This is a genomic window from Psychromonas hadalis ATCC BAA-638 (genome assembly GCF_000420245.1).
Classification (GTDB): Bacteria; Pseudomonadota; Gammaproteobacteria; order Enterobacterales; family Psychromonadaceae; genus Psychromonas; species Psychromonas hadalis.
The window spans coordinates 1-14,371 of the sequence record NZ_ATUO01000095.1 but is presented as its reverse complement, the minus strand read 5'-3'; the positions used below and the strand labels follow the sequence as shown (position 1 = coordinate 14,371).

General features: G+C 38.9%; 19 protein-coding genes. 12 read left to right on the top strand and 7 right to left on the bottom strand.

Going from position 1 to position 14,371, the window contains the following annotated elements:
* Positions 1–186: 186 nt before the first annotated feature.
* Together G322_RS0112275 and G322_RS0112270 are read right to left on the bottom strand one after the other, a co-directional pair.
* Positions 187–888 (bottom strand): hypothetical protein, encoded by a 702-nt coding sequence (locus tag G322_RS0112275; protein WP_022942068.1) that lies wholly within the window; start codon positions 886–888, stop codon positions 187–189.
* A 357-nt stretch (positions 889–1,245) separates the two neighbouring features.
* Positions 1,246–1,461, bottom strand: a complete 216-nt coding sequence (locus G322_RS0112270) for a DUF3820 family protein (RefSeq protein ID WP_022942067.1) — start codon at positions 1,459–1,461, stop codon at positions 1,246–1,248.
* Positions 1,462–1,519: 58 nt separating this feature from the next.
* Here G322_RS0112270 and G322_RS0112265 point away from each other — a divergent pair, with 58 nt between their 5' ends.
* The 9 genes from G322_RS0112265 to G322_RS20660 all read left to right on the top strand — a co-directional run bounded on the left by G322_RS0112265 (position 1,520) and on the right by G322_RS20660 (position 9,395).
* Positions 1,520–2,035: a GNAT family N-acetyltransferase gene (locus G322_RS0112265; protein ID WP_022942066.1), complete on the top strand. Its 516-nt coding sequence runs from the start codon at positions 1,520–1,522 to the stop codon at positions 2,033–2,035.
* An 81-nt stretch (positions 2,036–2,116) separates the two neighbouring features.
* On the top strand, positions 2,117–2,671 hold the full coding sequence (locus G322_RS20670) for a TetR/AcrR family transcriptional regulator (protein ID WP_022942065.1): 555 nt from the start codon (positions 2,117–2,119) through the stop codon (positions 2,669–2,671).
* Positions 2,672–2,756: 85 nt separating this feature from the next.
* Positions 2,757–3,242 carry a YHS domain-containing (seleno)protein gene (locus tag G322_RS0112255; RefSeq protein WP_022942064.1) on the top strand — a complete coding sequence of 162 codons (486 nt, stop codon included), beginning with the start codon at positions 2,757–2,759 and terminating at the stop codon, positions 3,240–3,242.
* Positions 3,243–3,244: 2 nt separating this feature from the next.
* Entirely contained in the window at positions 3,245–3,742 is a 498-nt protein-coding gene (locus G322_RS0112250) for a hypothetical protein (protein ID WP_022942063.1), read from the top strand.
* Between the two features lie 3 nt (positions 3,743–3,745).
* A complete protein-coding gene (locus G322_RS20665; RefSeq protein ID WP_022942062.1) occupies positions 3,746–4,576 on the top strand; it encodes a hypothetical protein in 831 nt (276 codons plus the stop codon).
* Positions 4,577–4,699: 123 nt separating this feature from the next.
* Positions 4,700–5,605 (top strand): cyanophycin synthetase, encoded by a 906-nt coding sequence (locus tag G322_RS0112240; RefSeq protein WP_022942061.1) that lies wholly within the window; start codon positions 4,700–4,702, stop codon positions 5,603–5,605.
* A 16-nt stretch (positions 5,606–5,621) separates the two neighbouring features.
* Positions 5,622–6,809, top strand: coding sequence for an MFS transporter (locus G322_RS0112235; RefSeq protein ID WP_022942060.1), 1,188 nt, complete (start codon positions 5,622–5,624; stop codon positions 6,807–6,809).
* A complete protein-coding gene (locus G322_RS0112230; protein WP_022942059.1) occupies positions 6,799–7,701 on the top strand; it encodes a LysR family transcriptional regulator in 903 nt (300 codons plus the stop codon). The genes G322_RS0112235 and G322_RS0112230 overlap by 11 nt, the downstream gene beginning before the upstream one ends.
* Positions 7,702–7,775: 74 nt before the next feature.
* Positions 7,776–9,395 carry a methyl-accepting chemotaxis protein gene (locus G322_RS20660; protein WP_022942058.1) on the top strand — a complete coding sequence of 540 codons (1,620 nt, stop codon included), beginning with the start codon at positions 7,776–7,778 and terminating at the stop codon, positions 9,393–9,395.
* A 44-nt stretch (positions 9,396–9,439) separates the two neighbouring features.
* Here G322_RS20660 and dapB read toward each other — a convergent pair whose 3' ends face one another.
* From dapB to G322_RS22755, 3 genes are read right to left on the bottom strand one after another with little or no spacing between them, the layout of a single operon-like run.
* Positions 9,440–10,171 (bottom strand): 4-hydroxy-tetrahydrodipicolinate reductase, encoded by a 732-nt coding sequence (gene dapB, locus G322_RS0112220; protein WP_022942057.1) that lies wholly within the window; start codon positions 10,169–10,171, stop codon positions 9,440–9,442.
* A gap of 13 nt (positions 10,172–10,184) precedes the next feature.
* A complete protein-coding gene (locus G322_RS0112215) occupies positions 10,185–10,523 on the bottom strand; it encodes a DUF2956 domain-containing protein (RefSeq protein WP_022942056.1) in 339 nt (112 codons plus the stop codon).
* Between the two features lies 1 nt (position 10,524).
* On the bottom strand, positions 10,525–10,740 hold the full coding sequence (locus G322_RS22755) for a DUF1289 domain-containing protein (RefSeq protein WP_022942055.1): 216 nt from the start codon (positions 10,738–10,740) through the stop codon (positions 10,525–10,527).
* Between the two features lie 87 nt (positions 10,741–10,827).
* On the opposite strand from G322_RS22755, the gene G322_RS0112205 reads away from it, so the two are divergent.
* Together G322_RS0112205 and G322_RS0112200 are read left to right on the top strand one after the other, a co-directional pair.
* Positions 10,828–11,268 (top strand): HIT domain-containing protein, encoded by a 441-nt coding sequence (locus G322_RS0112205; RefSeq protein ID WP_022942054.1) that lies wholly within the window; start codon positions 10,828–10,830, stop codon positions 11,266–11,268.
* A 78-nt stretch (positions 11,269–11,346) separates the two neighbouring features.
* Positions 11,347–12,177, top strand: a complete 831-nt coding sequence (locus tag G322_RS0112200) for an HDOD domain-containing protein (protein WP_022942053.1) — start codon at positions 11,347–11,349, stop codon at positions 12,175–12,177.
* 195 nt (positions 12,178–12,372) lie between these two features.
* Here the strand turns inward: G322_RS0112200 and G322_RS20655 are convergent, their stop codons facing one another.
* On the bottom strand, positions 12,373–12,966 hold the full coding sequence (locus G322_RS20655; protein WP_022942052.1) for a GTP-binding protein: 594 nt from the start codon (positions 12,964–12,966) through the stop codon (positions 12,373–12,375).
* A 67-nt stretch (positions 12,967–13,033) separates the two neighbouring features.
* Here G322_RS20655 and G322_RS0112190 point away from each other — a divergent pair, with 67 nt between their 5' ends.
* The gene (locus tag G322_RS0112190; protein ID WP_022942051.1) at positions 13,034–13,897 is read left to right on the top strand and encodes a YicC/YloC family endoribonuclease; all 864 of its coding nucleotides are present in this window, start codon (positions 13,034–13,036) and stop codon (positions 13,895–13,897) included.
* A 156-nt stretch (positions 13,898–14,053) separates the two neighbouring features.
* Here G322_RS0112190 and G322_RS0112180 read toward each other — a convergent pair.
* Positions 14,054–14,371 (bottom strand): IS1595 family transposase (locus tag G322_RS0112180; RefSeq protein ID WP_022942049.1); only part of this gene is annotated, 318 nt, incomplete at its 5' end.

The window sequence follows — 14,371 nt, the reverse complement described above, 5'->3', positions numbered from 1 at the left end:
AAAATAATAAATAGCGACGTTGCATTCAATCGCAATAGCTAGCTATTACTCAATCATGCGCCTTGCTCTTCATCATTTTTCCTCAACAAGCCCTGTTCACAATATTATGCGGAATGGTATTACTATTTTAGCCGATCATTAAGCAATGTATGGATACATTATGCCACTGGCCTAGCAAGGGGTTATTTAAGGAGTGTAAAGTTGTCCATTGAGGTAATAGCTAGTGCCGTTGGTATTGTAGAGGAGTTCAAGAGTATTATTATCTGCTCCCTCGATAACAATGCTACCAATCAGGGTATCGTTATTTTCATCCCAAATAAGAGTTGGGTTGGTATATACAATAAATTCACCCGCTATCTGCTTTTTATCGGAGACAAAATCAAAGCGGTAATCTACTTGATATAACGCTTTGCTACCGTAAATACTCACATCCATCTGCATCATGGTGGCAAACGCATTGAACTTATTTTCAAGCTTACCTTGTGTGGTGATTGAAATGGTACTGAGATCTTCCTCAAAACTACTCACCGTTGTATAACTGCCATTGAGTGAGTGACCATCAATATAACTACAGTGATCATAATCAAAGGTGCTAATAGAAGAGTTACTATCTGATTGTGTATCTACATTGAGACTACCAGAGACGATGCATTGGCTAGAGGTATTGGACGCTTTACGTGATATCTGATTGTAAGAGAGTGTCGCGGGTAGTTGGGTATAAACACTGAGTTCATTTAACAGGCTAATAATTACTTTGGCGTTATTCTCATCAATCGTGATGCCATTTTTTTCTCGTTGCGTAACAGGTGTTGCAGTGATCGAGGACTCTTCTGCATTACAGGAAAATAAAACGGTTGTGCAGATTGCTATTATCAGTGATTTTTTCATATCGTTTCTGCTTACTATTTAAAACTGTTGTCTGGTATATACCCATGATACTTCAAGATGCAAAGTCAGCAAGGCAAATTGTGCCGATATACTAGGCATAAAATTGAAGCCTAGTTATTCTAAGTCGAAATTTTATAACGACGTAGATTGGTGCAAGTTGCCTTGCGCTGCGGGGCGCAAGCTCGAAAACCAGCTCTGCGTTGCAACACTCAAAAAGTGAATGACAATTACCTCGTGTTGCGCCTTGTTCTGATTGTCGAGCTTGTGCCTGACCAAGCATCTTGAGGTAACATGGGTATACAAGCCAGTATTACCTCTTTCAAGGTCAACCCCTTTGAGTTGTCACAATGCTCACGACTATTTTACTAATGGCGCAAGCATCTTTTCTAAACCATTTAATTTAACTTCATACATGAGTGCCAGTTGTTTACCCAGTTTCCCTTCTGGAAAACCTTTGCTGTAAAACCAAACTAAATAGGGCTCTGGCAGGTAGATCAATTTTCGACCTGCATATTTACCAAAAGGCATCACTTGGTTAATCGCTTCACTGAGTGCTTTAGGATCATCTAACAATGGTATTACCTTTTTATTCATATTATAAAGAGGGATATTAACAAAATAATGAGGTTCTATGACAATTAAAATTACCCTTTGCCAACCTAAGCAGTTAACGCTATTGCGTGAAATATCAATGCAAACCTATCGGGATACTTTTTCTGACAATAATAGTGAAGCATTGATGCAACAGTATTTTAATGACGCAATGACATCTGAAAAGCTGTTACAAGAGATCAATACACAAGGTAGTTACTTCTATTTTATCTATTTAAACAATGAAGTGGCTGGTTTTTTGAAAGTGAATGAAGGGCAAGCGCAAACTGATAAAGTAACAGAGAATAGCTTGGAGATTGAACGCTTCTATATTGGTAAACAATATTTACGCAATGGCTTAGGTAAACAGCTTATGGAATTTGTTTGTGAGCTTGCCAAAAAATCAAATTACGCTTCACTCTGGTTGGATGTGTGGGAGGGAAACTGTGCCGCATTAGCCTTTTATAAAAAACAGGGTTTCTACCAGATTGGTGAACATCCCTTTGATATGGGTGGTGATATTCAAACAGACCTCTTGTTCAAGAGAGATCTTTAAAATAATTCTACACTGTAGTTTTATTTTTATTGGAAGTTATTCTACGCTGTAGATTATATTTTTTTATTACAGGAAGTCATCATGAAAACAGCGAAGAAGCGTGGGCGACCAAATAATAAAGATGCTCAGTTAAATCAAGAGCTGATTATCTATATGGCTAAAACATTAATGCGTGAGCAGGGGGAAATGCCGAGCATACGCGGTTTAGCACGTGCTTTAGATGTTGATGCAATGGCAATTTATCATTATTTTGAAAATAAAAATAGCCTGTTAGAAGCTATTTTGGTGTCATTAATGGATAGCCTTTATTTCCCGCCCAAGCAGCAACCGTGGCAAGATGCACTGTTATTGTTATCAGAGAGTTACCTTACTCTGCTAAATCATTATGCTGGATTATTAACAACATTAATTAGCATGCCAAGTGATGGGCCAAAAACGGTTTTTACTGAGCGATTTAATAAAATTATTGACCCGTTAAACTTACCTCCTCAAAAACAAAAAGAGGCTTTGTTTTTGCTCATTAATTTTTTACATGGGCAAGCGCTATTAGTGACAGTTCGAGCGGATTCAGAAACTGTTCAGCGTGCTTTTAAAAGTACTTTTGTACTTTACTGCTCGCTATTAACCCCGTCTTAAATAACTGTTTTTTAATATTATGAAATATTTTTATCACTGATCAGGTCTAATGTTAAAGAGTTGTTAAGCTAATGGTGGTAAAAGTATGAATATTTTAAATAAAAAGATAAAAATTCGTTTTGTAAAAATAGCGTTTGTAAAAGTATTAATGTTATTCGCTATTTTTGCTACTGCCTCGGCACAGGCAACAGAGCAGATTCACACGGGGTATTTTAGTAATAAAGCGGTCGACGGTTATGACGTGACTGCCTATTTTGAGCTGCAAAAACCGCTTCAGGGCTCTTCTAAATATACGCTGGAATACCAAGGTGCAGACTGGTATTTTGCATCACAAAAAAATCTTGATAAATTTAAAGCCAACCCAACAAAGTATGCACCACAATATGGTGGTTATTGTGCATGGGCGATGTCTAATGATAAAGCCGCACCGGGTAATCCACCCTATTGGACTATCTATAAAAACAAGCTGTACCTTAATTATGATCAAAAAATATTAGATACATGGCGTGCAGATAAAGACGGTTTTATTAAAAAAGCGGATGCTCGTTGGGCAAGCATGGACAAGGAATAATCATGAAAGTAAGTAAAACATCAATTGTAAGCTGGGTTATTGTCCTGTGGATCTGTAAAGTATTCCTTTTTTCATTGCCTTATAAATTTACCTTACACCCAGATACACAACATATTTTTGGCACCATTGGGCAATGGATGAAAGTCTTCATTGGTGAGTCTGGTGGTCGCTTATTTATGAATTATGGCGCTTATGCTGTGGGCAGTGTTGAATTATTCACTGCTGTTATTCTACTTGCCCCTGCGATCTTTTTTGCTTTAAAAAAGGTGGGCATATTAAGTTGTACGCCAAATAGTCACCTAGTACATGCTGTTGGTGGCGCACTGGCTTCTGCGGTAATGGCTGGCGCAGTGTTTTTTCATCTCTTTACACCTTTGGGTGTGGAAGTAATACATGAGGGAAAAGGGGATGGCGGTTCGTTATTTTATGCGGCGTTTTCTATTCTTATTTTAGGCGCATTGATGGCTGTTATTAACTTCATGAAATACAGAAAAGGATAAAATATGCTGATTCGATTATCACTTGTATTTACCTATATATTTTACTGTATTCGCTTGCGAGTCGCACCGTGGTGCTACTTTCAGTTAAACGCCCCTTATTTTAATGAGCAACGCGATCTATTTTCTAAGTTAGATATGGATAAACGTATCCCGGAACAGTGGTTGCTTGAACAGTATATGGATTTAGGAACGCATGATCCTAGTATTTATCCGGTATTTGTAAAGCCTGAATGGGGGCAGAACTCCCAAGGGGTCGTACGTGTTGATAATCTATTGCAGCTAAATGTTTTGCGTCAGCAACGCACTTCACGTCACCCTTTTTATTTGATTCAACAAGCCGCGTCAGAGAGTCGTGAATTTGAACTATTTATGATCCCAGCTACGCATGATTTGCAGCAATTTTCCACCTTGTCGGTGACAGAAACCTGTAATCGTAGTGGTGAAAAATTACCTGTTAATGGGATTTATAACCAAGATAGCTATTATAAAAACTGTGCGTCACAACTCACAGAATCACAATTACAGAAAATTTGGGATCATCTTAAACAGATGGGCAATTATCGTATTGCACGTTACGGTGTGCGCGCAAATAGTTTAGATGATTTGATCGCCGGACATTTTCATGTGGTAGAGATTAATCTCTATGTGCCGATGCCACTGCTATTATTGGTCGAAAATGTCACCCTCAAAGAAAAACGACAGTTTATTAACAGAAACATGAAACAACTGGTATTAGTGACCCAAGCTATTCCCGATAGCCAGCTCACTAAATCGGTGTTTTTTAAAAAATTACGGGTTGCACATCGTTTAAAATCAGTACATAAAATAAATTAAAATCGACAGACTAAAAAATATTAACGTTTATCGGGGAGAGGAGTTTAGTGCTGCGTTGTTTTTGTATAAATAACAAAGCGTAATATTAAACGTTTGAATCCGAGGCTATTAAAAGAGAAAAGCATGAACCTAAAAAAAATAATCTATGCCTGGATTAGTAAAACCTTTATGGATGGCTGTAGTAATTACAACAGTTTGCAAGTGCGTAAAAGTTGCCGTAGTAAACAACAGGCACGTGATAAATTCAAAGAGGGTGGCATTCAACATGCGCAGGGATTAATCTTTTTTAATCCTTTTAAGGCGATTAAATTCGCGCAGCAATACGGTTTTCCATTAGTGATTAAACCGAATGTCAGTGGTTTCTCACGTGGCAGTCATTTTCCTATTCTAAACTATCCACAATTATGCAAAGCGATGTTTTTTGCCAAATGCTGGTGGCCAGTTACCGTCGTTGAGCAATATTTACAAGGGCATAACTACCGTGTGGTCGTGGCGAATGGCAAAATCATGTCAGTATTAGAGCGTTATGCTCCTTTTGTTATTGGTGATGGAAAATTCACGATTGAACAGTTGATTGATAAAGAGAATAAAATACGTGAACAGATGGGCCTGTATGCCTGTATGTCACCCTTACAGAAAGGGCGACAAACGACATCATTCTTGAAAAAATCAGGTTACAATTTACAAACGATCCTTGCTGACAATGAAAATGTGACTCTATTTTATCGTATCTCTCTGGCACCTGGTGGGGTCGTTGAGGTCATTGATAAAAGCTTATTACCCGAGGAAAACCAAAGCTTGTTTAAGGATGTGCTGAAGCTCTTTGATGCTAATATTTTAGGCATCGATGTAATTTTGGAAAAAGGCATTGAGATTGATCATCGTGAACAAAAATGTATTTTTTTAGAGGTAAATTCAAGACCTTACCTAAAAATGCATAATTACCCACGTTATGGCAAAGCAGAAGATCTTTCGTTACACTTTGACGAGCTCGATAAACTCGAGATCAGCCAGTCAGACATTTATTAATGATAGAATACCAACCATGCCCATACTGAGTCGTACCTTTTATCTTTTTTCTGCTATTCACGCTTTCCTGTTAGGTTTACTGCCTATTTTTATCCCAGTTATTTTATGGGATAAAGGACTCAATGTTGCCGATATTGCGTGGTTTATTGTACTCAGTGCCGTTGGTTTCTTAGGCGCGTTATACGCTTGGGATAGGTTACGCGCAAAAGCCAAATGGGTCGTGATTATTGCCCTGTCATTTATATTACAGATGATGTTAGTAGGACTGTTGGTATGGGATTCCCTGTGGTTATTACTTTCCATTGGCGCATTAATTAATGGTGCTGCCGGTTGTTTCTATTGGTCAACACAACGACTTTTATTTCAAGCGATTACCAGTGATAAAAATAGTGGGAATACCTTTGGAAATTTTCAAATATTAGTGGTGTTTTCGCTTAAGTTTGGCATTTTAATGGGCAGTTTTATGCTTGATAGTGATTATATTAAAAGCCTTATTGTCATCTCCTTCTGTGCTTCTCTGGCGGGTTTTTATGCGCTCACTAAGCTCTTGCGTCAAACTGAACACCTGTTAACAGCGTCACAACCAGGTGCTTTTTCTCTGTCTACAATATTTGCTTTTAAAGATAACTTTCATTCTAAAAAAATCTTTATGGTAGATGGTTTATTTCTTTTTCTAGAAAGTTATTTCTGGGTATTAACACTGTATATGTTAACCAAAGAAAACTTGATGAAGTTAGGATTATTGATCGTGGTATTAAGTGTCTTATTGGCGCTTATCTTTTTTGTGGTTAAAAAAGTGATTGATCGCACTAATGCACAGCGTATTTTTATTCTTTCTATTTTTGGCTACGCGCTTTCGTGGTTATTACGCGGTGAGTTAAGCCTGCAAAACGATGATATAACACTTTACGGTGGCATGTTATTGATCGCTTTTTTGAGTAGCTTCTTTCGCCTGGTATTTAACAAACGTTTTTATGATATTGCTCGTGGCAACCAACCGATTTATTATATTGTCTGTAAAAGCTATTATTCACAATTTATGATTATTGTCTTTTTTAGCGTCATTGCACTGCTTGCCTCCATGGGGAAAGACCCGTTGAATCAGTTACAAATTCTCTATGATGTAGCGATACCGTTAGTGTTTGTGTATGTATTATATGGTGTTAAAAAGAGTGCTAAAAAAGGAGTGGAAAGTGGCGTTTAATAGCGAATTATTAGATGGTATGGTTATCTTTGTTGAGCTTATTCAAGCGGGGAGTTTTACTAAATCTGCTCAGAATATGGGCCATTCAACTTCTTATATTTCCAAAAAAATCAATAAATTAGAATCACGTTTAGGAGTGCGCTTATTAAACCGTACGACTCGCTCAATCAGTTTAACCCATGAAGGTGAGATCTATTTTCAGCAGTGTCTGTCGATTATCAGTGATGCGCAGCAGGCTGAAGCTTGCATTCATCAACAGCAACAAAAACCACAGGGTACATTAAAAATTAGTTGTTCAACCAGTTTTGGACTCTCACATCTGCGTTTCGTCTTAACCAAATTTATGAAAACCTACCCTGAGATTAATATTGAACTCGATATTTCAGAAAAAATGGTCGATGTGGTGGCTGACGGTTTTGATGTGGTTATCCGTGCGACGCATACATTACAAGATTCAAGTCTGGTGAGCCGTAAGTTATTAAGCTCACATGGTGTTACCGTCGCTTCTCCTGAATATTTAAAAAAATTTGGTACGCCTTCGCATCCTAATGATCTGGTTGATCACCAGTTTATTGCTTATAGCAATATTAAAAATCCAACTAGCTTGACCTATCACTCTTTGCAGGGTGATAAGTTTACTGTCGCGGTTAAAAATAGAATGTTGACTAATAGCTCGATAATGGAAGTGCAGTTAGCGGTAGCAGGTCTTGGCATTACCAGTTTACCTAAGTTTATTGTTGATGAGCAATTAAAAACAGGGCAATTAGTGACAATATTAGATGCTTATCAGCGCACTGAAATTAATATTTATTTGGTCTATGCAAGTCGTAAACATATGGCCAGTAAGTTACGTGTTTTTATCGATTTTATGATGCAGCAGTTAGCCAGTTAATTTTAATCGGCTACTCTACATACTCTACATACTCTACATACTCTACATTCTCTAAATTTTTTAAAGGAAGTGTTATGCCAATTAAATACCGACTGATATTGAGCCATTCAACCATTCTTATTTTTATGTTAGTCATGCTGGTATTTACAGGCTTACGTTTTAACAGCACCGCTTCTCAAGTGCGCGATATTGTTGAAGGGGATGTTTTGCGTGCTGAACTTGCTGGAGAAATCAATATACAGGCTGAAAGTGTGGCGGCACGATTGTTATTACTGTTTATATTAGAGGAACAGTCGCAACGTACCGCGGTTTATAAAGAGATCGATATTAAAAATAAACAGATTGATCAAGCATTACAAAAAATCGCAACGTTATTAGTGTCCGAGCAAGACAAAACCTCCCTAAAAACCTTAATTGAATATCGCAAAACCTACCATGAACAGTTTTTTGCCACGGTAGATGAAATCGAATTTGGCGATCCGCAACAGGCTCGACAGTTGATGGCGGGTAAAACACGTGATGCCCTTGATGCGTTATTAGCAGAAGTAGCGATATTTAAACAATACCAACAGCAATCGATGCATGATCGACAGGAAAGTATCCTTTCAATGACAGAACGCGCACTATTTATTCTGATTATATTAGGGGGAGGCGCGTTACTGATTGGTTTGCTGATGACCTATAAAATAATAACCAGTATCACCTTACCCTTAAACCAATCCGTTTCTACGGTGAACGCGATTGCTGCCGGTGACCTCTCAAGACCTATTCCTGAAGGTCAAAACAATGAACTTGGGCGTTTATTATCGGGCATGTTACATATGCGTGATCAGTTAAAAGAGATGATCAGTAAAATTGACCATGATGCTAAATCTGTTCACCACAGTGCAACGGAAATTCTTGCACAAGCGGGGGATATGAAAGCAAGTTTAACTGAGCAATGGCAAATGTCAGACAATATTAATAGCAGTATTTCCACGCTATCAGAGGGGATTAATCAAACCTCAGAAGATGTGAAGCAGATTGAGTTACAAGCGGTAAAAACCCAAGCGCTTTCCGAGCAAGGGGTAGAAGCCATCACCCAAGCCACCCATGCAATAAAAGAGATTGCCGTCTCGGTGAATGAGTCATCGGAATCAGTTGCTCGTTTGAGTGAAAGTGCCGTGCAGGTGACCAAAGCGATTAATCATATTAGAGAAATTGCAGACCAAACCAATTTACTGGCGTTAAATGCATCGATTGAAGCGGCAAGAGCAGGGGAGAGTGGCCGAGGGTTTGCCGTTGTTGCCGATGAAGTACGTGCGCTCGCTAATCGTACCGCTGAGGTGACGTTAAATATTGATGAAGTGATTGGCAATATGAAGAAACAAACCAATCAAGTAGAAGCAGAAATTAGCCGAAGCGAACAAAGCATTGAACGTGGGGTATTATTAATCGAAGAGATTATTGCTCCTTTACAGGATATGCAACAGGAAGCTGCTCAATCACGACAAAGCTTGCAGTCTTTGGCGGAATTAACGATTCAACAGGCACAGCAGAGTGATTTGGTTGCCAGCAATGCGACTGAGATTATGGAGATTGCACAAACCAACCAGCGTGCAAGTGATAGCTTAACGGCAAAAAGTGATGCGTTATTAGCGACCGCTCAGCGAGTAGATAAGGCATTAGCTATTTTTCAACTTGAGCCTAAATAGAAGTATCTGAGCTGATAATTAGCGACTATCAGCTCAGAGTGCTTTTAATCCATTAAATGTTCAAGGCCGTAAACTAACGCGTTACGTTTCACTACCGCTTTACAAGCAAGGCAGATACCAGGCATAAAGGACTCACGATGTTGTGAATTATGCTCTATTTTTAATGTTTCGCTTAAACCACCAAAAAATACCGTTTGCTGTGCTACCACACCGGGTAAACGTATTGAGTGTAGTTTAACGCCATGCAGTTCAGCACCACGTGCGCCTTCAATGAGCTCTTTATCGCTACATTCAGTGGGTGTTTTAGTACGTGCTGCCGCAATCAGCTCTGCAGTGCGAATACCCGTACCCGAAGGGCTTTCCTCTTTTTGCGGGCTATGTGCTTCAATTATTTCCGCATCGGGCATATATTTAGCCGCTTCGGCTGCGAATTTCATCATTAATACTGCGCCAATTGAGAAGTTAGGCGCGATTAAACCACCTAGCTGTTTTTCTGCTGCTAATGCTTGTAACTCTTTGACTTGTTCAACTTGGAAACCACTGGTACCAATGACTGGGCAAGCGCCCGCATTTAAGATGATTTGGGTATTTGAAAAACCCGCTGATGCTGCGGTTAAATCAACAACAACCTGTGCGCCACTGCTTTTTATTAATGCACTTAAATCATCCCCGAAATCACACTCTGCGACCAGCTGTAATGCGTTATCGTTATTGATTGCTTTAACTGCTTCTCTGCCCATGCGCCCTCTAGCGCCATTTACAATTACCTTAACCATGTTAATCCTTTTGTTATGCATTTAATGTAAAGAGATACAGTGCAAAGAGTGCCCAGCTAGTCACTAATAATATCCAAGGTAATGGTTTATTTTTAGTCTTAGGTATCGTAGTTGTTATCTCTGTCGCTTGATTATTGAGTTGTTTCTGTTTTTGTATTTTTTTTTGTACTTTATCGGCTTGGCGATGTTTGGCTTTTGCTGATTTTTTATACTCAGCGATACCTTTTTGAATTCCCTGTGTTATCAAACGTGTTTGTTCTTTTGTTTGACCGGGTTTTTGTGTTTTTTTAGCGATGGCGAATGCTTCGTCAACGGTCTCATTAGAAACTGCTTTGCTGTTATTTTTAGCCATGTTATTTATCTTGTAAAATGATGTTGGCACGTTTCAGAACTTTGATACTGGTAAGCTCTAAGAAACGCTCAGGATCATCATAATTGTAGTCAACAAGGTGACCAACCATTTTTTTTACTAAGGCCTGTGTCTCTCTAATTTCAATATGGGTGCGACCACATCCTTGGCAAAATGTGCCATCGCTTGTACAGTTACCCGTACAGGGGCTAAATTTCATGGTGGATTCCTTGCATTATAGGTATAATTTTTCAGTTAGTTTAACACTCTTTGCACACTGATTTCATTTTAAAAAAACAGGTGATTTATGGCTTTTACATTGGATGAACGACTCAAAAACGACTGCTTTATCTTGGCTGAAACCACAAGTAGTTTGTGGTTGCTACTTAATAACAGCCATTTTTCGTGGTTTATTATTGTACCAAAAACAGAGGTGGAAGAACTTTATCTATTACCACTCGAACTACAAGCCTCATTACAACGACAAAGCAGTTTAATAAGTGAATTTTTAATGACAAATTTACCCTGTGATAAGTTAAATGTAGCAGCCATTGGTAATATTGTTAAGCAGATGCACTTGCATATTATCGCCCGTACTGAAACTGACCCATGTTGGCCGGGTGTTGTTTGGGGGACGGAATTTAAAAAAGAATATCAGTTAAATACAGTGTTGAAAATTCAAACAAAATTAAAACAATTTTGCCAACATAAGATGATTAGTGCGATTGAGTTTGCGCCACTTCAATAAAGCACCTAAAGAGTATTGAAATTAAGCTGATTCAGGCTTAAATTTAAAGGGGCTAATTTATGAATAAAAGGAATGTGAATGCTTGAACTTTCACAGCTATTTAAAGAGGTAAAACAATTACCTGTTTTACCGATATTATTGCTAGAGCTAATGGAAAGCTTTGCCGATGAAGATGTACGTGTTGAAGATATTGCTAAAAAAATTGGTATGGATCAATCGATCAGTGCCAAAGTGATCCGTATGGCAAACTCGGTGGCTTATCGTCGTGGCAAAGAGGTGGAATCTATCTCACAAGCGGTTATTCGCCTTGGTTTTAATCAAGTGCGTAGCATTGTCGTGGCAGCCACACTCTCTAATGTATTCCCTGATACACCAAGTTTTGATAAAAACAAATTTTGGCAAGATACCTTCACCACTGCAAGTATTGCCAAAGCGTTAGCAAAGCATACCCGTGTCAATCAAGAAACCGCCTTTACCTGCGCCATGATGCACAATATCGGCGAACTGTTACTGCAAATTCTAAAACCTGATGAGTGTTCATTAGTGGCGATGGCGATAGAAATGGGTGAACCTCGTTTATCTGCGCAGCGTGAAGTGTTTGGTTTTGATTACAGTCAAGTGGGTGCTAAGCTTGCTAAACATTGGGACTTTTCACAAGTTTTTTGTGATGCGATAGAGCAACAGCTCGATCCACTTTCTTATGAAGAGCCCTCACAAGCTGCAGTGTTAATTCGTTTATCGGTATTTGCCAGCTTTGCATGGGGGGCAAATTTACCCCCAGAGATGATAGTGGCACGTTTTCCTGCTGCATTAACTGAGCATATCAACCTCAATAAAGAGGGCTTAGTAGAAGAGTTTGAAGGCATGATAGAAGCTGGTCAAGAGTTGGGGCGTTTAATGTCAGCTTAAATCATCGCAATTACTCAGGTTGTCGTCATTTAAGTTTATTTCATCGTTGAAAAATGCTCACAAATTTATCAGGAATAAATTTGAACATCCGCAGGATGGCCCGTAGGGTGAAGTACAGGATGTACGTAGTATTTAAACCACTAAACTGCGTTTTTCCGCCTGAACTAAGCAGCCCTGAGTATTCACAGTCTATTTTTATAAAAACACCTCTAATTTTAAGGGGGGGTTGAGTAGCTGTAAATCATCAATATTGTGCTGGACTCTATAAAGTGGCTTTGAATATTCAATGGCCATTTTTTTTGCCAAATTTTCAGCGTCATCTTCATAAAAACATAACTTATCCGCTTGTGCTATTAATGCTAAATAAGCGCTATTTTCACTGTATTTTGGATCTGTTAATTGCCAATGAGCCACTAAACAGAGGGTGCTTTGTAGGCTTAAAATTGCTTGATAAAACTCCCCTTGTAATAATTTTTGAATATTCGCCAAATGACCTGCACCTGCTGGCTCAATAAAAATGCGTTGTGGTTGATGTGCTTTAATCAGCGTATTTAATGCAACCCGAAATGGCATACCCGCACTGCAACATAAACAGCCACCATAAACCTCTTTAACAATAATCTGTTGAGAGGTTAGTTGCTGTTTTGCATAATGACTATGACCTGATTCATTCACCAGTATTACCCACTTTTCATTATCAGGTTTCACAGAAAGTAACTTGTTAATAAAAGTTGTTTTCCCGGCCCCTAAAAAGCCACTGATAATATGGCATGCTATTTTTTGTTTCATTCATCCCTCCGAATCTGAATGTCGATGATATACTGCGCGCGTAAATAATAAAATAGAGGAGAAAATTATGATTTACAGTATGACCGCATTTGCACGTAAACAAATTAAAGGGGATTGGGGTACTGCCGTTTGGGAGATCCGCTCTGTTAATCAACGCTATTTAGAAACTTATTTTCGTCTTCCTGAGCAGTTTAGAGGTTTAGAGATCAAGCTTAAAGAGACCTTTAAAAAACGTCTACAGCGTGGAAAAGTTGAGTGTAGCTTACGCTTTGAAGGCGCAGAGAGTAGCCAAAAAGGTTTAGTCATGAACCAAGAGCTGGCAAGCCAGTTAATTAAAAATGCACAATGGGTGGCTGAGCAAGCAGGTAATGCAACCGTGAACCCGATTGATATCTTAAAATGGCCGGGTGTGATGCAAGCCCCAGAGCAAGATGTAGATGCGATTACTATTGAATTAATGGCTGGTTTTGAAGCAACTCTGGATGAGTTTATTGAAGCGCGTGCAGCCGAAGGTGCAAATCTGGCGGTGATGATAGAGCAACGTTTAAGTGCAATTAGTGAACAAGCGACTATCGTGCGTGGTTTTATGCCAGAAGTACATGCTTGGCAAAAAGCTCGCATTTTAAAGAAATTTGAAGATGCTAAAGTTGATTTAGACAGTACTCGTGTGGAACAAGAGCTAGTATTACTGGCACAAAAATCCGATGTGGCGGAAGAGTTAGACCGTTTAGATTCTCACGTTAGTGAAGCACAAAATGTACTCAAAAAAGGCGGCGCAGTTGGCCGTCGTTTAGACTTTATGATGCAAGAGTTTAACCGAGAAGCGAATACCTTAGGTTCAAAAGTCATTAATACCGACATCACTGCGGTTGCAGTAGAGTGCAAAGTATTAATCGAGCAAATGCGTGAGCAGGTACAGAACATAGAATAAAGTCTTTCTCTGCTTGTCATTGTTCAGTAAAGCTATATAAAATCTGCTTTTGCAGGTTTTATTGTTTGTACTGGTTGGTGTTCGCCTGCTACAAATAAGCTATTGGTGGTTACTAAGTCGGTTACTAATACTTGGCTCTGTTGTAGAACACTGTTGTCACCCATAGGCAGCGACTAATATTTCTTGTTTATTGAGCTTCGCGTTGCTTTCCCTAAACCAAGCAAGATAATTCGATAAATACTTTGTTGCTACGCCTTTCATTTTTCCGTTAACCCAACCCTTAAAATGCGCTATTGCACCGTTCACGGTCTGGATGTGGTAAACCTTATCTATTACTCTCACTTTACCGTTTATTAGTCGCTTATGGTCACAATTTGTTTGCTTGGCTATCGTCACATATGACCATGAGCCATCACTACACAATACCGAATTTTCCGTTATATTATCCGTCAGGTTTGCTGCTATTTCGGCTGT

Excerpts from the sequence above, each read along its gene's own strand:
- G322_RS0112205 (WP_022942054.1), top strand. The coding sequence starts at position 10,828 with ATGGCTTTTACATTGGATGAACGACTCAAAAACGACTGCTTTATCTTG.
- G322_RS20665 (WP_022942062.1), top strand. The coding sequence starts at position 3,746 with ATGCTGATTCGATTATCACTTGTATTTACCTATATATTTTACTGTATT.
- G322_RS0112255 (WP_022942064.1), top strand. The coding sequence starts at position 2,757 with ATGAATATTTTAAATAAAAAGATAAAAATTCGTTTTGTAAAAATAGCG.
- G322_RS0112275 (WP_022942068.1), bottom strand. The coding sequence starts at position 888 with ATGAAAAAATCACTGATAATAGCAATCTGCACAACCGTTTTATTTTCC.
- G322_RS22755 (WP_022942055.1), bottom strand. The coding sequence starts at position 10,740 with ATGAAATTTAGCCCCTGTACGGGTAACTGTACAAGCGATGGCACATTT.
- G322_RS20660 (WP_022942058.1), top strand. The coding sequence starts at position 7,776 with ATGCCAATTAAATACCGACTGATATTGAGCCATTCAACCATTCTTATT.
- dapB (WP_022942057.1), bottom strand. The coding sequence starts at position 10,171 with ATGGTTAAGGTAATTGTAAATGGCGCTAGAGGGCGCATGGGCAGAGAA.
- G322_RS0112215 (WP_022942056.1), bottom strand. The coding sequence starts at position 10,523 with ATGGCTAAAAATAACAGCAAAGCAGTTTCTAATGAGACCGTTGACGAA.
- G322_RS0112240 (WP_022942061.1), top strand. The coding sequence starts at position 4,700 with ATGAACCTAAAAAAAATAATCTATGCCTGGATTAGTAAAACCTTTATG.
- G322_RS20670 (WP_022942065.1), top strand. The coding sequence starts at position 2,117 with ATGAAAACAGCGAAGAAGCGTGGGCGACCAAATAATAAAGATGCTCAG.
- G322_RS0112235 (WP_022942060.1), top strand. The coding sequence starts at position 5,622 with ATGCCCATACTGAGTCGTACCTTTTATCTTTTTTCTGCTATTCACGCT.
- G322_RS0112265 (WP_022942066.1), top strand. The coding sequence starts at position 1,520 with ATGACAATTAAAATTACCCTTTGCCAACCTAAGCAGTTAACGCTATTG.
- G322_RS0112190 (WP_022942051.1), top strand. The coding sequence starts at position 13,034 with ATGATTTACAGTATGACCGCATTTGCACGTAAACAAATTAAAGGGGAT.
- G322_RS0112200 (WP_022942053.1), top strand. The coding sequence starts at position 11,347 with ATGCTTGAACTTTCACAGCTATTTAAAGAGGTAAAACAATTACCTGTT.
- G322_RS0112250 (WP_022942063.1), top strand. The coding sequence starts at position 3,245 with ATGAAAGTAAGTAAAACATCAATTGTAAGCTGGGTTATTGTCCTGTGG.
- G322_RS20655 (WP_022942052.1), bottom strand. The coding sequence starts at position 12,966 with ATGAAACAAAAAATAGCATGCCATATTATCAGTGGCTTTTTAGGGGCC.